19 protein-coding genes and 1 pseudogene are annotated in these 19125 nt (G+C 51.5%); 19 read left to right on the forward strand and 1 reads right to left on the reverse strand.

The window, feature by feature from the left end; translation table 11 throughout:
- Positions 1-5 precede the first annotated feature (5 nt).
- Entirely contained in the window at positions 6-1889 is a 1884-nt protein-coding gene (locus NXS98_RS00730) for a DUF4962 domain-containing protein (RefSeq protein WP_283846542.1), read from the forward strand.
- 5 nt (positions 1890-1894) lie between these two features.
- Here NXS98_RS00730 and NXS98_RS00735 read toward each other — a convergent pair whose 3' ends face one another.
- Positions 1895-2533: a YqaA family protein gene (locus NXS98_RS00735; protein ID WP_283846543.1), complete on the reverse strand. Its 639-nt coding sequence runs from the start codon at positions 2531-2533 to the stop codon at positions 1895-1897.
- Between the two features lie 479 nt (positions 2534-3012).
- Here NXS98_RS00735 and NXS98_RS00740 point away from each other — a divergent pair, with 479 nt between their 5' ends.
- The 18 genes and pseudogenes from NXS98_RS00740 (at position 3013) to NXS98_RS00820 (ending at position 19068) form a co-directional block, all read left to right on the forward strand.
- A complete protein-coding gene (locus tag NXS98_RS00740; protein WP_283846544.1) occupies positions 3013-4188 on the forward strand; it encodes an outer membrane beta-barrel protein in 1176 nt (391 codons plus the stop codon).
- Positions 4189-4201: 13 nt separating this feature from the next.
- A complete protein-coding gene (locus tag NXS98_RS00745; RefSeq protein WP_283846545.1) occupies positions 4202-4888 on the forward strand; it encodes a polysaccharide biosynthesis/export family protein in 687 nt (228 codons plus the stop codon).
- A gap of 9 nt (positions 4889-4897) precedes the next feature.
- A complete protein-coding gene (locus tag NXS98_RS00750) occupies positions 4898-7138 on the forward strand; it encodes a GumC family protein (RefSeq protein ID WP_283846546.1) in 2241 nt (746 codons plus the stop codon).
- Positions 7139-7264: 126 nt separating this feature from the next.
- Complete coding sequence (locus NXS98_RS00755; RefSeq protein WP_283846547.1) at positions 7265-8173, forward strand: hypothetical protein; 909 nt, start codon at positions 7265-7267, stop codon at positions 8171-8173.
- A gap of 266 nt (positions 8174-8439) precedes the next feature.
- Positions 8440-9108, forward strand: a complete 669-nt coding sequence (locus NXS98_RS00760) for a YdcF family protein (RefSeq protein WP_283846548.1) — start codon at positions 8440-8442, stop codon at positions 9106-9108.
- Between the two features lie 140 nt (positions 9109-9248).
- Positions 9249-10285: pseudogene (locus tag NXS98_RS00765) on the forward strand (NAD-dependent epimerase/dehydratase family protein).
- A 27-nt stretch (positions 10286-10312) separates the two neighbouring features.
- Entirely contained in the window at positions 10313-10714 is a 402-nt protein-coding gene (locus tag NXS98_RS00770) for a hypothetical protein (RefSeq protein ID WP_283846549.1), read from the forward strand.
- A gap of 5 nt (positions 10715-10719) precedes the next feature.
- Positions 10720-10992: an FkbM family methyltransferase gene (locus tag NXS98_RS00775; RefSeq protein ID WP_283846550.1), complete on the forward strand. Its 273-nt coding sequence runs from the start codon at positions 10720-10722 to the stop codon at positions 10990-10992.
- A 369-nt stretch (positions 10993-11361) separates the two neighbouring features.
- Entirely contained in the window at positions 11362-11688 is a 327-nt protein-coding gene (locus tag NXS98_RS00780; protein WP_283846551.1) for an exostosin domain-containing protein, read from the forward strand.
- 755 nt (positions 11689-12443) lie between these two features.
- The gene (locus NXS98_RS00785; RefSeq protein ID WP_283846552.1) at positions 12444-13052 is read left to right on the forward strand and encodes an exostosin domain-containing protein; all 609 of its coding nucleotides are present in this window, start codon (positions 12444-12446) and stop codon (positions 13050-13052) included.
- Positions 13049-13762: a hypothetical protein gene (locus NXS98_RS00790; RefSeq protein ID WP_283846553.1), complete on the forward strand. Its 714-nt coding sequence runs from the start codon at positions 13049-13051 to the stop codon at positions 13760-13762. Before NXS98_RS00785 ends, NXS98_RS00790 begins: the two co-directional genes overlap by 4 nt.
- Positions 13651-13977, forward strand: a complete 327-nt coding sequence (locus NXS98_RS17840; protein ID WP_425499946.1) for a glycosyltransferase family 10 domain-containing protein — start codon at positions 13651-13653, stop codon at positions 13975-13977. The genes NXS98_RS00790 and NXS98_RS17840 overlap by 112 nt, the downstream gene beginning before the upstream one ends.
- Complete coding sequence (rfbA, locus tag NXS98_RS00795; RefSeq protein ID WP_283846554.1) at positions 13961-14854, forward strand: glucose-1-phosphate thymidylyltransferase RfbA; 894 nt, start codon at positions 13961-13963, stop codon at positions 14852-14854. The genes NXS98_RS17840 and rfbA overlap by 17 nt, the downstream gene beginning before the upstream one ends.
- A 24-nt stretch (positions 14855-14878) precedes the next feature.
- Complete coding sequence (locus NXS98_RS00800; protein WP_283846555.1) at positions 14879-15427, forward strand: DUF6036 family nucleotidyltransferase; 549 nt, start codon at positions 14879-14881, stop codon at positions 15425-15427.
- A 381-nt stretch (positions 15428-15808) separates the two neighbouring features.
- Positions 15809-16360, forward strand: a complete 552-nt coding sequence (rfbC, locus tag NXS98_RS00805; RefSeq protein WP_283846556.1) for a dTDP-4-dehydrorhamnose 3,5-epimerase — start codon at positions 15809-15811, stop codon at positions 16358-16360.
- Positions 16361-16397: 37 nt separating this feature from the next.
- Entirely contained in the window at positions 16398-17255 is an 858-nt protein-coding gene (rfbD, locus tag NXS98_RS00810; RefSeq protein WP_283846557.1) for a dTDP-4-dehydrorhamnose reductase, read from the forward strand.
- A gap of 27 nt (positions 17256-17282) precedes the next feature.
- Positions 17283-18818 (forward strand): sulfatase-like hydrolase/transferase, encoded by a 1536-nt coding sequence (locus NXS98_RS00815; RefSeq protein WP_283846558.1) that lies wholly within the window; start codon positions 17283-17285, stop codon positions 18816-18818.
- 52 nt (positions 18819-18870) lie between these two features.
- Entirely contained in the window at positions 18871-19068 is a 198-nt protein-coding gene (locus tag NXS98_RS00820; protein ID WP_283846559.1) for a hypothetical protein, read from the forward strand.
- The last annotated feature ends 57 nt before the right edge of the window (positions 19069-19125 follow it).

Raw genomic sequence — 19125 nt, forward strand, 5'->3', positions numbered from 1 at the left:
GTCGCATGAGAAAAATGCACATCTTAACTCGCGGCTTCATTGCCAGCTTGGGGGTGGTTTGTCTCCTCTCCACCGCACAAGCTCCGGCTGCGGAACTTATTCCCACTCCCAAGGCGCAGGAAATTCTGGCACGGCTGAAGCCGGGGCACCCGCGGTTGTTGACCGATGCCGCGGGCTTCGAGCGATTGAAAAAGGAGATTCCCAACCAGCCGGACTTGCAGCGGTATTTCAACCGGGTGCAGGAGGATGCACGGGGCATGCTGAAGCAGGCGCCTTCACAGTACCAGATTCCCGATGGTTTGCGGCTGCTCGATACCAGCCGGCGGGTGATGAATCGTGTGTATGCGCTGGCGATGATGTACCGGTTGGAGGGCGATAAGGAATTTGCCGAAAGGGCATGGCAGGAGTTGGAGACCGCCGCGGGTTTCAAGGATTGGAATCCCCGGCATTTCCTGGACACGGCGGAGATGACCCATGCCTTTGCGATTGGCTATGACTGGCTTTATGACTATTGGACGCCGGAGCGGCGGCAGGTCCTGGTGAAGGCGGTGGCGGAGCTGGGCTTCAAGCCGGCATTGGAGATTTACCGGAAAAACACGGGCTGGACGCGGGCGCGGCATAATTGGAATCAGGTGTGCAACGGGGGCATGGGGATGGGGGCGCTGGCGATGGGCGAGGTGTTGCCGGCCGAGGCCGGGGAAATTCTGGAAGCGGCATTAAAATCCATTCAACTGCCCATGGCCGAGTACGGCCCGGATGGCGCCTGGGCCGAGGGGCCGGGCTATTGGAATTATGCCACCTCATATAATGTGGTGTTTTTGGCGGGGCTGGAATCGGCGTTGGGGACGGATTTTGGTTTGTCCCAAATCCCGGGCTTCTCTGAAGCGGGGACCTTTCCCATTTACGCCACCGGCCCCTCGGGGAGGGCGTTCAACTACGCTGATGCGGGTGAGGGTGGCATTCGGTCGCCCTCGATGTTCTGGCTGGCGCGGAAATTCAACCGCCCGGAATATGCTTGGTATCAGCGGCAGGTGGCCTATGGCAGCGCCCAGGATTTGCTGTGGTACGACGGGCGGGGGCAGAAGCCCACGGCCATGAACCTGCCATTGGACAAATATTTCCGCAACGCCGAGGTGGTGACCATGCGCAGCGATTGGGAGGGACGCGAGGCTTTGTGGGTGGGCTTCAAGGCCGGAGATAACAAGGCCAACCATAGCAATTTGGATTTGGGCAGTTTTGTGCTGGAGGCGCTGGGCTACCGGTGGGCGGTGGACTTGGGAGCGGACAATTACAATTTGCCGGGCTACTTCGGCAAACAGCGTTGGACATATTACCGGTTGCGCGCGGAGGCGCACAACACGCTGGTGATTAACCCGGGGGAAGGGCCGGATCAGGTTCCCACGGCTGAAACGAAAATCATCAAGTACCAGTCCTCGCCGAATCGGGCAGTGGCAGTGGCGGATTTGACGTCCACGTACGCGCCACAGGCCCAGAGTGTGCAGCGAGGGATGGCGATGCTGGAGCGGCGGCGGGTGTTGGTGCAGGATGAGGTGAAAGCAGCACAACCTGCTACAGTTTGGTGGTTTATGACGACGCCGGCGCAAATTCGCATTGAAAAAGACGGCCGCACGGCGCACCTGACGCAGGGGAAAGCGGAGTTGCGGGTGATGCTATTGTCCCCTGCGGGGGCGCAGTTTACGGTGATGGATGCCGTGCCGTTGCCGACGTCTCCCCATCCTGAGGGACAACGTAAAAACACGGGCGTTCGTAAATTGACCATTCACTTGAAGGACGTGACGGACCTGCGACTGGCGGTGTTGCTGGTGCCGGTCAGCGGTGAGCCGGTGCCGCAGGTAATTCCATCGCTTGTCCCGTTGAGCCAGTGGTAGGGAGGCTATTTGAGGTATTTTAGCAGGATAAAGCCTCCAATTAAGAGGACCATGAAGAGAATGGCCAGGCGGTCGAAGTGTTTTTCAATGAAATCCTTCATGCGCGGGCCAAACCAGTAAAGCAGACCGGCCACGGCAAAAAACCGCAGACCCCGCCCGACAATGGAGGCGATGAGGAATTGGGCGAGGTCAAATTTGAAGACGCCGGAAGCGATGGTGAAGACTTTGTAAGGGATGGGGGTGATGGCTGCGGCCAGGTTGCCCCAGAAGCCATATTCATCATACCAGGTTTTGATTTTGGCCATGACGGCCTCGCCGTGGTAGGCGCGCACAATGGGTTCGCCGATTAAATCATAGCCCCAGAGGCCGATGGCGTAACCGCCCAAGCCGCCCAGCACTGACCCTACTGTGCATATCAAGGCGAAGCGGAAGGATTTGGAGGGCGCCCCCACGCACAGGGCGATGAGGAGAACATCGGGGGGGATGGGGAAAAAGGAGGACTCGGCAAAGGCGAGAATAAACAAGGCCAATGCGCCATGGGGCCGCTCGGCCCAGCTAATGGTCCAATGGTACAGGCGGCGAATGAGGTGAGGCCGCTGCGTGGCTGTCACTGCGGGTTCGGTGGCGTTTTGTAAATTGTTCACTGGGCGAGAGGAGAAAGGAATCGCCCGAGGGTGTCAAGCCGGCGATTGGCGGGCTGGATGGGTTGGCGGATGGCGTTTGGTGGGGGACAAGCCGTGACTTCCGGGGCGTGGTTGTCGGTGTGGAGGTAAGCATGGCCCCTTGTTCAGGTCTGGCCCTTGCTGAGAGGAGAGAAAAAGGGCGACAAGGGGTGAAGCGAAAAGGCGGGTGGGTAGATTGCCGCAATAATTCAGCTTGGTGGCATTGAGCCTGCTTTTAGCGGCCATGAGAAAACCTACGTGAATGGGCCGTTTATTCACCGCATAATAAGATTGCGGCAGATTGGCAGTTTTGCTTAAATTAGACAGGATTTTGCCAAGGGAAGGGCCCGTGGACGTGCGTTGATTGGGTGAAATGGGCCGCGGACCTTTGGTAGGGCAGGATATTTTAGTTAATCTTTATGATGGTTCAATGGCGGGGAATAATCGCCGGGTTAGCCCTTTTGACCGGTGGGGTAACGGCCTTTGCTCAGCGGGCGGAGTATTTGCCGTTGGAGCTGCTGGACCCTTCGCGTCCGGAGGGCGGCATCCGGTTGTGGAAATTCGACTTGTACCCTAGTGTCTCAGCCGGAGGGGAATACAACGACAACGTCACCTATCTCCGCACGGGGGGGAGCAGTGATTTTGTGTGGTCGCTTTCGCCTAGCATTACGGCAGTGGCGGGGACGGTCAAACGGTTGAGCCTGACCTACACGCCGAGCGCGCATTTTTACACGCGTAACAGTGATTACACGCGCTTGAATCATGGCGCGAGCTTGGGGCTGGCGTGGCCGATGGCCAAGCTGTCGCTCAATTTTGGGGCCACCTACAGCGACACGCTAAGCGCTGATGTGGTGGTGGGCAGCATGGCACAAAGCCGCAGTTTGTCGCTCACCGTGGGCGCCAGTTATCCTTGGACCGAGAAAATCAGCACCTCGCACAATGTCCGGTTTTCCTTTCAGGATTACGGCAATTATTACGGGACGGCGGCGGTGCCGTCGGGTGGTCTGATTGGCTACCTGGACTGGGGGACGGACCATTGGGCGCGATACCGGTATTCAGAGAAGACCGGTTTCAGTTTGGGGGTTTCGGTGGGGCAGCAAAATGCCCAGCGCAATGGGGTGGATTCGGTTTATGAGCGCGTGCTGGCCAGTGTGGACTACAGCATTACCGAGAAACTGAGCGCCACGCTGGCGGTGGGGCCGGAATTTCGGCAGTACAGCGGGGACACGAAGGATTCCCTTGGACTGACGTTCAATGCGTCTGGTTCCTGGCAGCCCACCGACCGGACGGGTTTTAGCCTGAGTGCCAACCGGTCGCAAACCCCCTCCCCCATCGTGGGCGGCGAGAATTATGTGAATACATCGGTCAGCTTGGGGGTTACGCAGCGGCTGTTTGACCGGATTGGCGCCAATGCGAGCATTGGGTATAGTAATGTCAGTTCGGGCAAAAGCGCTGCTGGCGCCAGCACCGGCCGCGATGATGATTATATTTTTGGGCGGATTGGCTTTAGCCTGGTGTTTGCCCGGAAGTGGTCGTTCAGCGTGCATTATGAGCGGCGGGAAAGTCTTTCGGACAATACTGCGAGTTACGCGTTCAGCAACAACCGGGCGGGATTTGATCTCACCTGGCGGTATTAGGCAGGCTGGTTTCATGATGAGTTCACTTGCTTCGAAGAGTGCATGGCGGCCCCGAATGGTGGTGGGGCTGTTTGTCTTTTGTTTGGCGGTGTTATGGGTTTTGGGCCAGACAACTACAGGCACCCGCACCAATGCCGCAGCCAATGCGGGAGGGGCGGGCGGCACCAACGAGCTTTATCGGTTGGGCATTGGGGATATTTTGTCGGTCAAGGTGTACCGCGAGGAGGATTTGACGGCACAGGTGATGGTCAATCCTGATGGCATGATCAACCTGCAATTGATAGGGCCAGTGAAGGTGGCCGGGATGACCTTGTTGGATGTGAACAAGGTGGTGCGGGATTTGTACGCGAAGGACTATTTGGTTAATCCGCATGTGGTGGTGGATATCGTAGAAACCAACCGGCTGCCGGAGAGCGCCATCACCAATCAGGTCAATCATTACATCGTCCTGGGCCAGGTCAATCGGCCGGGCACCTATGAAATCCGTGAGGGCGAGACGGTGAATTTGTTGCAGGCCATCGCGATTGCCGGCGGCTATACGCGGATTGGCAATCCCAGCAAAATCACCGTAACCCGCCTGGAAGATGGCAAGCCCAATGTCATCAAGCTCGATGCCGAGAAAATGTTGCGCGATCGCAGCTCCAAACCGTTTGAAATCAAGCCCGACGATATCATTACCGTTGGGGAGAAAATGTTTTAGCCGTCCTGTATGGTTTCGCCCAATCCCCCACCTCCCACGCCGCATTACCTGCCGCCGCCGGACATCACGGCACCGGAAAGCCCCAGTGAACTGCGGACCATCGCCGGCATCCTTGCGGACAAGGCATGGTTGATCATCTTGTGTGTGGTAATCTCGCTGATGGTGGCCGCCTATCATTTGAAAAATTCCCCCCGTTTGTATCAGGCGGTGGCCACGGTGCAGGTGGAGCAGGAGGAAAAAAAGGCGGTCAAGGTGGATCCGATTGTGCGGGAAGATTTACGGAGTTCGGAGTCGCTCAACACCATCGTGCAGAAATTCAAGAGCCGGGCCTTGCTGGAGCGGGTGGTGGAGACCAACCGGCTGGCGCAAAATCCCGCATTTGTGCCGCAGGATGGCTCGGTGACCCGTGATGAGGTCGTTGCCCGGTTGGGCAATTTGACCAGAGCCGAGCTGCGCCGGGGGACGCGGCTGATTGACATTTTTGCGGTTCACACGGACCCGAAACTGGCAGCCGACATTGCCAACGCTCTGGCGGAGCAATACATGGCCTATGACATGCAAACCGTCTCTGCTACGACCAAGGGGGCTTATTCCTATCTGCGCGACGAAACGGAGCGGTTGAAGAAAAAGCTCGAGGAATCGGAACGCAATCTGCAGAAATACCGCGAGGAGGCGGGGATTGTGTCTTTGCAGCAGAGTCAGGATGTGCTGGCGCCACAGTTGCGGGAATTGACGGCCAAAGTGGCGCAGGCGCGCAGTGATACGGCGCGTTTGCAGCGGCAATACCAGCGTTTGCTGGCCCAGGCCTCCAATGTCAGCGATTTGCTGTTGCTGCCGCAGATTGCCGCCATGCCGGAAGTGCAAGGGCTGCGGACGGCGTTGAGCAAAAGCGAGCAGGACTTCAAGATTCTGTCGCTGCGCTACAAGGACAAGCATCCCAAGTACATTGATGCGGCGGTGCAGATTGAGGCCATGAAGCGTGACTTGCACCTGGCCGCCACCAACGCCCTGGGCCGGTTGTTGGAGTCCATCAAGGTGGACATCGAGGACGCCAAAATCAATCAGGAAGGACTGGAGAAGGAATTGAAACAGCTCGAGGCGGACGCGCTGCGGGTCAGCCAGCACGCCATTCAATACAGCCTGCTGAGCCGGGAATTGGAGGCCGACCGGGCTTTGTTTGATTCGGTGTTGAATCGCCTGAAGGAAACCAGCCTGGCGGCGGAGCAACAGCCGGAAAAGTTGCGGTTTATTCAGCCTGCCGTGCCGCCGACCCAGCCGTTTTTGCCCAGGGTTCAGCGCACCTACAGCTTTGCGTTGTTGATTGGGCTGGCGGTGGGGCTGGCTCTGGCGTTTGGCAGCAACGCGATGGATACCTCGTTCAAGTCGGTGGAGCAGGCCGAGGCTTACTTGCAATTGCCCGTTTTCACGGCCATTCCCAAGCTGAAGGAAGTGCGCCTGGGCGATACGCGGTTTGTAGCGATTGAGGGCTCTGATTCACGGGGGGCAGAGGCCTTTCGCACGTTGCGCACCTCGGTGTTGATGCTGGAGCGGGAGGAGGAGCGCAAGGTGTTTTTGTTCACCAGCGCGTTTCCGGGGGAGGGCAAGACTTTCAGTTCCATCAACTTTGCCATATCGCTGGCCCAACAGGGCTTGCGGGTGTTGCTGATTGATGCTGATTTACGCAAGCCCAGCGTGGAAAATTATATCACCGGGCAAACGAGCAAGTTGAGCGGTTTAACTGATGTCCTGGCGGGTAATCGAAGCTTCCATGAGGTCATCCAGACGGTTGAGAAAGTCAAAAACCTGCACTGGATGGCAGGCGGCAAACCAGCGCCCAACCCGGCAGAACTGCTGGCCACGCCTGCTTTCAGGCAGGTCATCAAACATGCCGTGGACAACTACGACCGGGTGGTGCTGGACACGGCGCCCATCCACGCGGTCAGCGATACCCTGCTGATTTGCAACCTTGCTGAGACGGCCATTCTGGTGGTCAACAGCACCAAGACGCCACGCAAGCCGGTGGCACGCTCCATTCAGCTCATCCGCAACGCGGGTGGAAACCCCAGCGGCGTGGTGCTGAATCTGGTGCCCATCCGCCGGGGTGGGGGATATTATTACGACAGCTTCTACTATTATCACTCCGGCTATTACGACCAGAAGAAAGCCAGGGAATCTTCCGAGGCCAGCACGTCGGATGTGGCTGCGGGCAAGCAATCTAAAGAAGAAACGACGGCTTCGCCTGCAAAATGACCAAAAAAAGATCGTATCAAAGTTTGACGTCCAGGTGCGGACCTTTTAGAAGGTATTTGTCCGAAAAATAAGTAGGACATTTGTCCTACAAACACCGGATGGCCAGCATGGGATACCATCGAAACTATGAATGCGCCTGACCACAAATATGGGGTGTTAATGGCGCTGATTTTGTTGTGTTGTGCCGGTATTTGGGCGGTGAGACAGCCATCAGCCAACGACCAACGGCCAGGTGAAATGGCGTTGTTGGGGGGTGTGCCTGCACCTGAAATCCCAACTGTGGCGGTGCGCCGGCTGCAGGAGGTCACACCGGGGAAGCGCCTGACGCTTTTGACGCAGATGTTGCAGGAATTGCAGGACGTGCAGCCAGGGGCGCTGCCATATTTTGTGGGGGCGGTCAGCCGGCGGTTTCCTGAGGTTGCGCCATGGTTGCTGGTGGAGGCCATTTCTCAGAATCCGGAGCAAACTGTGGCGTGTGTCCGTGCCGCCAGCGCGGCAGTGCCGGACCAACTGGCCTTGCTCACCAGCGAATGTGTGAGAAACCTGCCGGAGTCTTTCCCTTTGGTGGCGATCACCGCTGCCCAGCAGCATCCAGATGCCGCGGAGGCCATCTTGCAGGCCATCGGCAGGGTGTTGCCAGAGGCGCGGACGGCCTTGGAAACGGCCACCCGGCGGCAGCAGAAGTTTCCGGTGGATGTTTGGGAGGTTTTGGCGGAGGCGGACCGTCTTATTACAAACCGAGGAAACGGCGACAACCCTGGCGAAAAGTCTGACGGCCAGACGCAGCCGGCCAGGCAGATGGCAGGCAATAATGGCAATGGCCGAGCTGAAAAATCACCTTTTGCCAGTTTACAACAATTGGCGCGGGCCAGACTGGAAAAGGAAAGGCAACAATCTCATCCCGAATCAGACAGCAATGCCACGGCGAAGCCGGTTAGTCCGGCGGCGTTGAGTAAAACCACGGCCCCTTTATCCGTGACTGCCCCGGGCGTGGGGAATATCAACAAGACGGCCAGCCAGGTGGAGGTGCGCTAACAAATAATTGGGCAAGCCTCCACTTGAAGCCAGGCGGTTTTCGCCATAAACTAATGAAGGACATAGCCATACCCGTGTGAGGTATTGCGGTTGATGATGGTGAAAATTGGGTGTGGTGGGTAATGGAATTTGGATTAAGCATACTCGTGCTAAATCCAAAGGCGGTAGCTTGTTCTCAAAATTGAGGCGGGATAATATCGCAAAAGATGATTGGCCTGCATTACCTTGCTCATTCAGTCCAATCCCAATTCCAATCAATTGATTAAATGTCCGCTGAAAAACAGCACGCATCTGAAAAAAATGCCCGCTCCTCTGGCTCGTTCTGGCGGCGGGCGGGGGTGTGCTTGGTTTTGGCCATTGGCCTCTTGGCGCTTGCCTACGTTTTTCGTGCACCGCTGTGCCTGGCCTACGCCGACCTGTGGATTGTAAATCAGCCTGCGCAAAAGGCGGATGCCATTTTTGTGCTGGGAGGAGGTCTCCAATATCGTCCCTTTGTGGCTGCCGATTACTACCACGCCGGGCTGGCGCCGAAAATTTTGATCAGCCACGCCAAGCCCAGCCCCACCGATGAACTGGGGCTTACTGCGCAGGAAAAAGATGTGATGCGCAAGGTGCTTCTCGCCAAGCGGGTACCCGAGACGGCCATTGAGGTCATCGGCTCCAATGTGACGAGCACCTTGGAGGAGACCCTGGCGCTCCGCGACTGGGTGATGCGCCAAAAAGCCCGGCGGGTGCTCATCCCCACCGACATTGCCCACAGCCGCCGTGCCAAGTTCATATTTGAACGTCAACTCAAACAGACGGGGGTCGAGGTGCTGGTTACGGCCATTGAGCCACGCGAATACCAGCGGGCAAATTGGTGGAGAAAGGAGGAGGGCATCATTGCCTTCCAAAATGAGTTAGTTAAATATGCCCTTTACTTGTGGAGATACTAAACTTTGCCTGACTTTCGAAGCCACAATGGCTTAACTTTTCTGCCGCAAGCGTGCCAGAAAAGTGGAATGGCGAAAAGAAGGGATAATTGGATATCCCAGCGAGGGCGAAAAGGCGAAATGGGATTTAGGTTTTTTAGCACATGAAAAAACTTTTGGTTACGGGATCGTCCGGCTTGATTGGGTCCGAGGTGGTCGAGCATTTTTGCACGGATGGGTGGGAAGTCCATGGCGTGGACAACAACATGCGCGCGGATTTCTTTGGCCCCGCTGGTGACACGCGGTGGAATCAGCGCCGGTTGAGCGCCAAGCACCGGAACTTTCACCATCACGAGCTGGACATCCGCAACCGGCAGGGCGTGCTGGATTTGGTGCAGGAACTGCGGCCGGATGCCATTGTGCACACGGCGGCCCAGCCTTCGCATGATCTGGCCGCCTCACGGCCCTTTGATGACTTTGACGTTAACGCCAGCGGCACCTTGAATCTCTTGGAGGCGGCGCGCCGATTTTGCGCCGAGTCGCCCTTTGTGCACATGAGCACGAACAAGGTTTATGGCGACCGGCCCAACACGATCCGGCTCAAGGAGTTGGAGACCCGGTGGGATTACGACGATCCGGCGTTTGCCGACGGCATCGCTGAGGATTTCCCCATAGACCAGAGCAAGCACAGCCTCTTTGGCGCCTCCAAGCTGGCGGCGGATGTTCTGGTGCAGGAATACGGCCGCTACTTCAACATGCCCACCTGCTGCCTGCGCGGCGGCTGCCTCACCGGCCCCAACCATAGCGGAGTGGAGCTGCATGGGTTTTGAGTTATCTCATCAAGTGCAACCTGGAGGGCAAAGTCTATCGTATCTTCGGTTACAAAGGGAAACAAGTCCGAGATAACATCCACAGCCATGACGTTGTCACCTTTATGAAGCATTTCATCGCCGCTCCGCGATGCGGCGAAGTCTATAACATCGGCGGCGGCCGCCAGAACAGCATCTCCATCCTCGAGGCCTTCAAACTCATCGAGTCCATCTCCGGCAAACCCATGCAATACGAATATGTGGATCAGCCACGCATAGGTGACCATATTTGTTATGTAACAAACATAAATAAGGCGTGCAGCCATTATACTAAATGGAGCGTAAGCATTGGATTGCTTAGTATATTCAGCGAAATTGAAAAAATTGGTTGAGCAGAAAATAAAACAACGCAATTTTGTATGCAAATTATCAATCAACTACTTATAAAATGCCGAATATATGTTGGGTTTATTTTAAGAAAAACCGGACTTAAGAAAGATCCATTTTATTATCTAAGATTCTCTAAAGGTGTAATCCATATAGGTGCCCACAAAGGTCAAGAAGCAGGTCTCTATGCGGAATATAATTTGCCCGTTTTGTGGATTGAGGCAGTTGAGGAGTATTTTGTTGAATTGCGCAAAAACATTCAACGTTTTCCCAATCAAATCGCTATTAATGCGATGCTAGGAAGTGAAGATGGAAAGGAGCAAGATTTCTATATAGGCGACACCTTGTCTTCCATGTATCCGATTGACAGACTCAAGGAACTTTTAAATACGGATGGCGAATTTACACAGCGAGTGTTAAAATCAAAAAACTAGATACTGTGCTTGAAAATTGCAGCCAAATATATGATACGATAATTATTGATGTCCAGGGAGCTGAACTTGAGGTTTTAAAAGGGGCGAAAAAGACTTTGAAGAAAATTAAATACATTATAACTGAAGCTAGTGACTATTCCGCATATAAGGGCTGCTGCACACTGAATGAATTGGCAGACTATTTACGAATGCATGGCTTTAGAATAAAAACGAAAAGAAAAGTCAGATGGAAACCGGGTGTGGGTGGGGAGTATGATGTCATGTTTGTCAGGAAGTGAAAATATTCGTACATTCAGTAACTGGGTCAAATGTTGATAGGCGGACCCTATTCAATTTGATTCATGCGTCAAATATAGCCAAACGATATGAAGTAACTGAATCAGCGAGGGAGTCAGATTTAATATTGCTGACCGATATAGATCCCATTGACACAATTATCTTTCCTAATCTGTTTAAAAATAAGTACTCTAAATATTATCCGGAAAAAACGTTTGTAATATCTGAATGGGACAGATACCCAACCTACTTTAGGGGGTCTTTGCAGTCGCGTCAAAGAAAAATAATACAGCAGGAAGATTTGCCTCCTCAGGTTATTATTTAACGCAAAAGCAGTGGGATATTAAAGCAATCGCTAATAGAGGTTACTTATGCGAAAAAGGTTTCTTTATAGTTTCGTTGGCCGTGATGCATGCCGACTCAGAAATATATTATTTGAAATTCATGAAGAACAAAAATACAGTGATGTAGTAGTGAGAAAAACGCGAGGTACATCAGGATATTATTCTGCAACGGAGGAAGAGAAAAATAAAATGCGCGAAGACTATTTGGAAATAATGGGAAAATCATTATTCTCACTTTGTCCGCGTGGAGTTGGATTGAGTAGCATTAGACTTTTTGAAAGCATGGAAATGGGTGTTGCACCAGTTATTATTGCAGATGACTGGCTTCCTTGCTATGGGCCGAAATGGGATTAATTTGCGCTTTTTATCCAGGAAAAGACATAACTAATATTTATGAAATATTGAAAAACGAAAGGCAAAGAGCAATTCAAATGGGAATTAAGGCGAGAATGGAGTGGGAGAAGTGGTTTTCTGAAGAACAATATTTTGAATCCATTATATACTCCATACATAGTATTATTAAGCAGTCGAATACAAACGAGAAAAAATACATAAAATATAGGTATATAACTGCTTTCAGATTGTTGGTGAAATACCTGCTAACAAAGGCGAATGTTAAAACGAAGATGGCTGTAAAAAATATTTTGGGGATTCTATTTATAAAACAATCAAGGATTTTTACCGATATAGTCGATTAGTAAGCAAATAATGAATGCAATGAGTCCTATGGGATTAAAAATATTTATTAATTCATGTGAAACGAATAACAACCGAAAACATTATGATTTTGAATTGAAATTACTCCTAAGTGATTGCTGGCTTAGTAAGGAAGCGAAGGATTCAGACGTTATAATTAGTTGCGATATAAGTGAGGGCGATTATTATAAAAACCTGAGAAAACAAAGCTTATGGTTCAAATATGCACAGAAAACTTTTGCTTATACGGAGACTGATCATCCGCCGCATTTTATGCACGGAATATACAGTTCGGCGGAGAAATGGAGAAATGGAACAAACAGGTACGCAAGTTGTGGGTACTACATGCATCAGAAGTGTTACCCTAATCCGATGCCACACGGACCATTGGGTTATGAACGGGAAAAAAATATTTGTTCTCATTTTTAGGGAGAAACAGCCATAAGACACGCAAAAGGATATTTGAGTTGGGAAGGCAGTGGAGGAATGCGTTAATACTTGATACTTCGGAATACAATCATTTTACCGACAGCAAAGAGCGAAAGGTGGAATATCAAATCAAGTACTGGAAGGCATCACTTGAATCTAAGTATGCGCTTTGTCCCCGCGGTGCGGGAACGTCCAGTGTAAGACTCTTTGAAATGATGGAAGCAGGTGTGGCTCCAGTTATCATTTCGGATGATTGGATACCATGTTTTGGACCCAAGTGGGAAGACTTTGCAATATTCGTCTCGGAAAATGAAATTCAAAGCCTTCCAGAAATATTGCGAAAACATGAGAATGAATATCAGAAACGCGGTGAACTGGCGCGCAAGGCTTGGGAAATGCACTTCAGCCCTGAAAAATATGGAAGATTTCTTGTGGACAGTATTTTAAAAATAATGAGAGAACAAAAAGTGTCTGAACGATACTACCGTACAATATATCCAGTTCTTTTAGCCAGTGAAGTCTTGCGCTGCTTTGGCATCCGGATGTCAATATATGCCAAAATACTAGTCAAACGTATGGCAGGTGCAATATGAAGAAAGTTCGCATTACATCAATCAATTACAAAGCTCATTTGTGGGAAGACTCTATTATTGATGACATACTATATTCAGGAAAGCTATCACTCCAAGAGGCTGATGGATTGTTGGCAATCGTGGATCCAACCGAAGAACTGCTAATATTCAAGGGACCGAAATTATGGTACACATATGAGCCTTCATGGCATTATCACTATCGAGGACACCCGATTGGAAAGAAATTGGTAAGGATATTGAAACCTGATGAATGGGCGTATTTTGCAAATAAAGACGAAAGATACAGAGTCCCACATTCCACCCACATTGGAGAATTATCATGTCCTAGAGAAAATAATCAAACAAAAAGCGTTGTAGCTGTTGTATCAAATTATGGAGGAAGGTTGTGGTTTCTAAGACCACACATTTGGCTAAGAAATATATTCATTCTAAATAAAAATGTAGAGTTGTTTGGAAAGATGGAGAAATGGAGTCAGTTTAGGCATTTCCCTTTAATTTGGAAGAAAGGCTTGCCAAGCAATTATAAGGGACCTCCCAGTGCAGGACCCAATGCCGACGAATATATATTATTTTGTCGAAATATAAAGTATGTGTATGTCTGGAAAACAGTTGTGAGAAATATTACTTCACAGAGAAGTTTGTTAATGCGGTTCGGGCTGGTTGTATTCCAATATATCATCCTCATTCATCTGTTAGAAATATATTTCTGAAAGGAGCCCGATGGGTGGACCCAAAAGATTTTAATTATTCACCCAAAAAAACCATTGCTTTTGCGTTGAGGCAGGATATTAATGAATATCGCAAATATAACGATGCGTGGTTGCGATCGGGCATGCTGGACAAACTTGACCATGCAAAAGTAATCCCACTATGGCTACATCCGATATTTAAGGAGAAATTTGCAAGAGATGAAAAAAAGAAATAGTAGAAAAGGCATCATTCTTGCCGGTGGGGCGGGGACGAGGTTGCATCCGGTGACGCTGGTATGCAGCAAGCAGTTGTTGCCGGTTTATGACAAACCGATGATCTATTATCCGCTGGCAGTCTTGATGCTGGCGGGAATCCGTGAGATATTGGTCATCAGCACGCCGCAGGATTTGCCCAGGTTCAAGGAATTGCTCAAAGCTGGGGAGCAATGGGGACTCCAATTTTCATATGCCGAGCAACCGCATCCGGGTGGGCTGGCGCAGGCGTTTATCATCGGCAGGGAGTTTGTAGGAAAGTCGGATTGCTGTTTGATATTAGGCGATAATATTTTTTACGGACATGGTTTGCAGGAGTTGTTGGCCCGAGCCGCTCAAAGAGCCAGCGGAGCGACGGTATTTGCCTACTATGTGGGAGATCCGGAGCGGTATGGAGTAGTGGAATTTGACGATAACGGAAAAGCGCTGAGCATCGTGGAAAAGCCCAAACAACCGAAGTCCAACTGGGCCGTGACGGGGTTGTATTTTTATGATAACCAGGTGCTGGATATTGCGGCGAGGTTGAAGCCTTCGGCGCGTGGGGAATTGGAAATTACAGATGTCAATAACGCTTACTTGAAGCGTGGTCAATTGCAGGTGGAGCGGCTGGGGCGTGGCATTGCCTGGTTGGACACCGGGACGCATGAGGCATTGCTGGCGGCCAGCAATTTTGTGGCGGCCTTGGAGAATCGGCAGGGTTTACAGGTCTGCTGCCCGGAGGAGGTGGCTTTCCGGCAGGGCTGGATAGATGGGGCGCATCTACTCCGTCTGGCTCAACCACTGGCCAAAACAGAGTATGGAAAATATTTAATCCGGCTGGCGGAAGGTAGAGGGATTTAGGCATAATTGGGAGTGCACCCCTAAATGAACAGAGAGGAAATCATTGAGTTATTTGAGAAGCTTGATCGTGAACTGAAAAGTTCCGCCAAACTCTATCTGTATGGCAGCGGCGTTTTTATTTTGCTGGGTGAAATAGGACGGGTGAGCGTGGATTTGGACATCGCTGGCCCTTATTCCCAGGCCAACATGGCAGACGTTCGCCACGCTGCTGAAAAAGCCGGCATTCCAGTAAATCCAGACGAGTTTTATACCGGCAACCATATCGAATGGGTTGGTCCTTTGCTATTATGCCTGCCAGAACCTCAAGCCGGCGCCAAGACAATGCTTTTGTGGCAGGGTGAGAAACTGGAAATCCTGGCCCCACCACCCGCAGACTTGGTGGCCAGCAAGTTAATCCGCTATGATGAATCTGACCGGGCGGACCTCCAGTATTTGTACTCTTTGTACCCATGGAGTTGGAAGGAGGTAAGCGACGCGGTGGGCCGGCTGCCGGGGCGTTTTCGGCAGGACCCAGTGGTGAAGGAAAATTTGCTCAATCTAAAAACTGACATGGAATTGTGGGCCGGGAGGTAGATTGACGCCAAGAGAGATATTGCAACTGGCGTATGAAATCGCGTTTTTTCCTCCGCGATTAAATGCGTTGTGGGTGGAATGGGAGCGGGGCAGGAAAATGCCCGCCGAGGAGCAGGGGCGCGCATTGGACATTGCGGAAATGCTTCACGAACGTTTGCCTGAAACGGGTTATGCTTCGCACCGGGCTTTGAAGCGTCTGGCCATGTATCAGGCCGATGCCCGCGTGTTTGGGATGCCAAGGTTTGTCCGCAACGTTCGCCGCCGACTCGGGCGCCCGCCCCTGAAGGTGAACGAGGTGCCATCTGAGTATGTTCGGGACATTGCATTGCCGCGTTTTTGCCGGCCACGGCATGAGTCGCAGGCTTAAGGGAAAGTGAATTTGTGAAAGTTGAGACGACGGAAATTCCCGGTTTATTGATCATAACCCCGGATGTTTTTGGGGATGCGCGTGGCTTTTTCATGGAGACATGGAATCGGCGGCGGTATCAGGAAGCCGGCCTGCCAGACGTTGACTTTGTGCAGGATAACATTTCACTAAGCCGACGGGGGACGTTGCGCGGTTTGCATTTCCAAAACCCGCGCGCCCAGGGAAAGCTGGTCAGCGTGTTGCAGGGCGAGGTGTTCGATGTGGCGTTAGATTTGCGGCGCAGCTCACCGACGTTTGGGCGCTGGCATGGGGTGCGCCTGGACGCGGAATCGAAGACCCAATTTTACATACCGCCCGGTTTTGCGCATGGCTTTGCGGTCTTGAGCGAGACGGCGCTTTTTCATTATAAGTGCACGGATTACTATTCGCCACAGGATGAATTGGCGGTTCGCTGGGATGATCCGAGCATTGGCATCCGATGGCCGGTGGAGAATCCCATTTTGTCTCGTCGTGATGCCCAAGCCCCGCTGCTGAAGGATGTGCCGTTGGAGAGGTTGTTTGAGTGAACGGCCCGGGCTGGCAGGTATTGTTGGGGGGAAGTGCGTGAAAGTATTGATCACAGGGGGAAAGGGCATGCTGGGGCGGACCTTGTGCCGACGGCTGGTGGCGCATGAGGTGTTGGTGGCGGATTTGCCGGAGGTGGACATCACCCATTTGCGGCAGTTGGAAGAGGCGGTGCGCGGTTTTGGCCCGGAGGTTATTATTCATTGCGCCGCGATGACCGCGGTGGATGCTTGCGAGTCCCAGGTGGAATTGGCGTACAAGGTCAACGCCTTGGGCAGTGCCAATGTGGCGGTGAGCGCGTTTCGGGCGCGGGCATGGTTGATTGCCATTTCGACGGATTATGTCTTTGATGGCAGGCTGGATCGGCCGTATCACGAATGGGATGTGCCTTTACCGGCTACCGTTTACGGCCAAAGCAAGCTGGCGGGGGAGCGAGCCGTGCAGATGCATTGTCCCGAGCACACGATTGTGCGAACGGCCTGGTTGTATGGGCCGGGTGGGCCGAGTTTTCTGCACACCATGCTAAAATTGGGCCACGAGGAGGGGCCGTCCCTCAAGGTGGTGAATGATCAGTTGGGCAATCCCACTTCAACGGATGCTTTGGCCGGGGCCCTTGCATGGCTAATGGAGCAGCGGGTGCCGGGCATTGTGCACGCGACATGCGAGGGCGAAGCCACGTGGTATGAATTTGCGCGGGAGATATTTAAGTTATGGGGTTTGCGCCGTCCCTTGGAGCCATGCACCACACGCGAATTCCCACGTCCTGCGCCTCGTCCGGCAAACAGCCGTTTGGAAAAACGGGTTCTAAGGCTGGCCGGTGGGCCGGAGATGCCAGAGTGGCGGGAGGCATTGAGTTCTTTTAGGAAATTCAATTTCGATGGGGAAATAAAAAATTAAGCGCTGGTATGAGAAGGGTATTAGAGCTTGAGCACAAACATTGAAAGGCAAGCTAAGGTTTTGCAAAGGATTATCCGTGTGCCTTATCTGGCGCCGTTTCTTGTGGGGATTGCGATTGTCGGGAATATAATAACATTGGTCAGGCCAAATTATGACTGGCAGGAAGTTGGCATAGCCTTGGCGTTGGTGATGTCCATAACGGGAGTTGTAACATGGTTTTGCCATCGAATTTTTAAAAAGCCTGCCACTGCGGCATTTGCTGCAGCATTAACCATTCTGGTTCTCGCCTATTTTAATACCATCGCGTCGGTGATTTTGGAGTGGTTGGTTCAGTCGCCTTTGCGTTTCATGGCGAGGGCTGCAGCGATTATTGTCATTGTGGGCGCCATCTACACCTTAATGTTATGGTATTTTGATAAAAAATTTGGCAAACGCCAGAACACCATGTTGTTTTGCAATTGGACACTGGTGATTCTAATCATAATAATAGCTAGCGATGGCTTGCTGCCGGGAATTTGGGAAAGGCGTTCCATTATAAATTGTGTAAAAAACAAGGAATTCGATTTGAAGAGCACTTATAAACCTGACGTGTTTTGGATAATCTTGGACGCTTACACCAGCAACGAAAGTTTGCAAAAATATTGGAATTACCAGAACGAAGATTTTACCCGGAAGTTGGAGGAGCTTGGTTTCCATTTCATTCCCAACAGCCGCTCCATATCCCCAGCCACCCAGGAAAGCATCGCATCAACTTTGAATATGGGAATGTGCATTACAACGAATTCTGGCAAATTTGGTGAATACGGAAAGAATTCAAATTTTGCCAAAATAAGGTGGTCTTTGGTGAGCCAAATATTTCATGAAATGGGTTATGATATTGTAAATTTAAGCCTTTTTCGAATTCAGAATACTAAAATGTTTTATACATATTCAGGCTATGGATTCAATATGACGGACAGGTTGACTCATAATTCTCTTTTAGGTTACCTGTTTAATATAAGAGAGAAACATAAGAGGAAAGGCAAATCCCCGTGGGCTCTAAATGATGAGATATTGGACAAAATTAGTAATCATTTGAATGAGGCCCGAACCCGCCCTGTATTTGTTTACGCACATGTCATGTCACCTCACCCACCTTATGTATATAATTCAAGCAGTACTATAAACTCTTCCATTTCTTCATTTCCAGATAAATGGAAATACCTGGATCAACTTATATATACCAACAAAAGAGTGGTTGAAACATTGGAGGTATTAAAACGTAGAAAGGGCGCCCCTCCTGTCATTATTATTCAGGGAGACCACGGCAGCCGTGTGCTGGCCTTGAAAGACCAGAGTGAGGATGAAAACACAAGCATTATCAATGCCATGTATTTTCCTAATGCCAGCCCTTCCTGGTTTTGGAATGGAATGCATGCTGCTGATACTTTTCGATTGGTTTTCAACAAGTGCTTCGGAGCCAATTACGCATATTTGAGTCGGCGGCCAAGTATAATTGAAACCAATCGAGTGGCGCGCGCAGGGGAAGCCTACACAAAAATCGAGGCGGAAAAGAAAAATTGAACTTGCATTTGACATCCACCAATGTTTAATTTAAAAATTATTGGCCAGTAATATGGAAATATTTGGCTATGTGGACCCCGGGTCCGGCGCGTTGATCTGGCAAATGTTGGCGGCGGCCGCTGTCGGAGTTTTGTTTTATTTCCGCAGTTTTTTTCGTGGAATTGGGCGCTTTTTCCAGCGTTTGTTCGGAAAATCGGTTGGTGTTGCATCCGATGCCGCCGCCCCGGGAGAGGTGGATAAAAAGACATGAGGGATGGCTATAATCGGATGTGCAGAGATGGTTGCTCATTCCGCCGCAGTCATTCAT

This window comes from Fontisphaera persica (assembly GCF_024832785.1).
Lineage (GTDB): Bacteria > Verrucomicrobiota > Verrucomicrobiia > Limisphaerales > Fontisphaeraceae > Fontisphaera > Fontisphaera persica.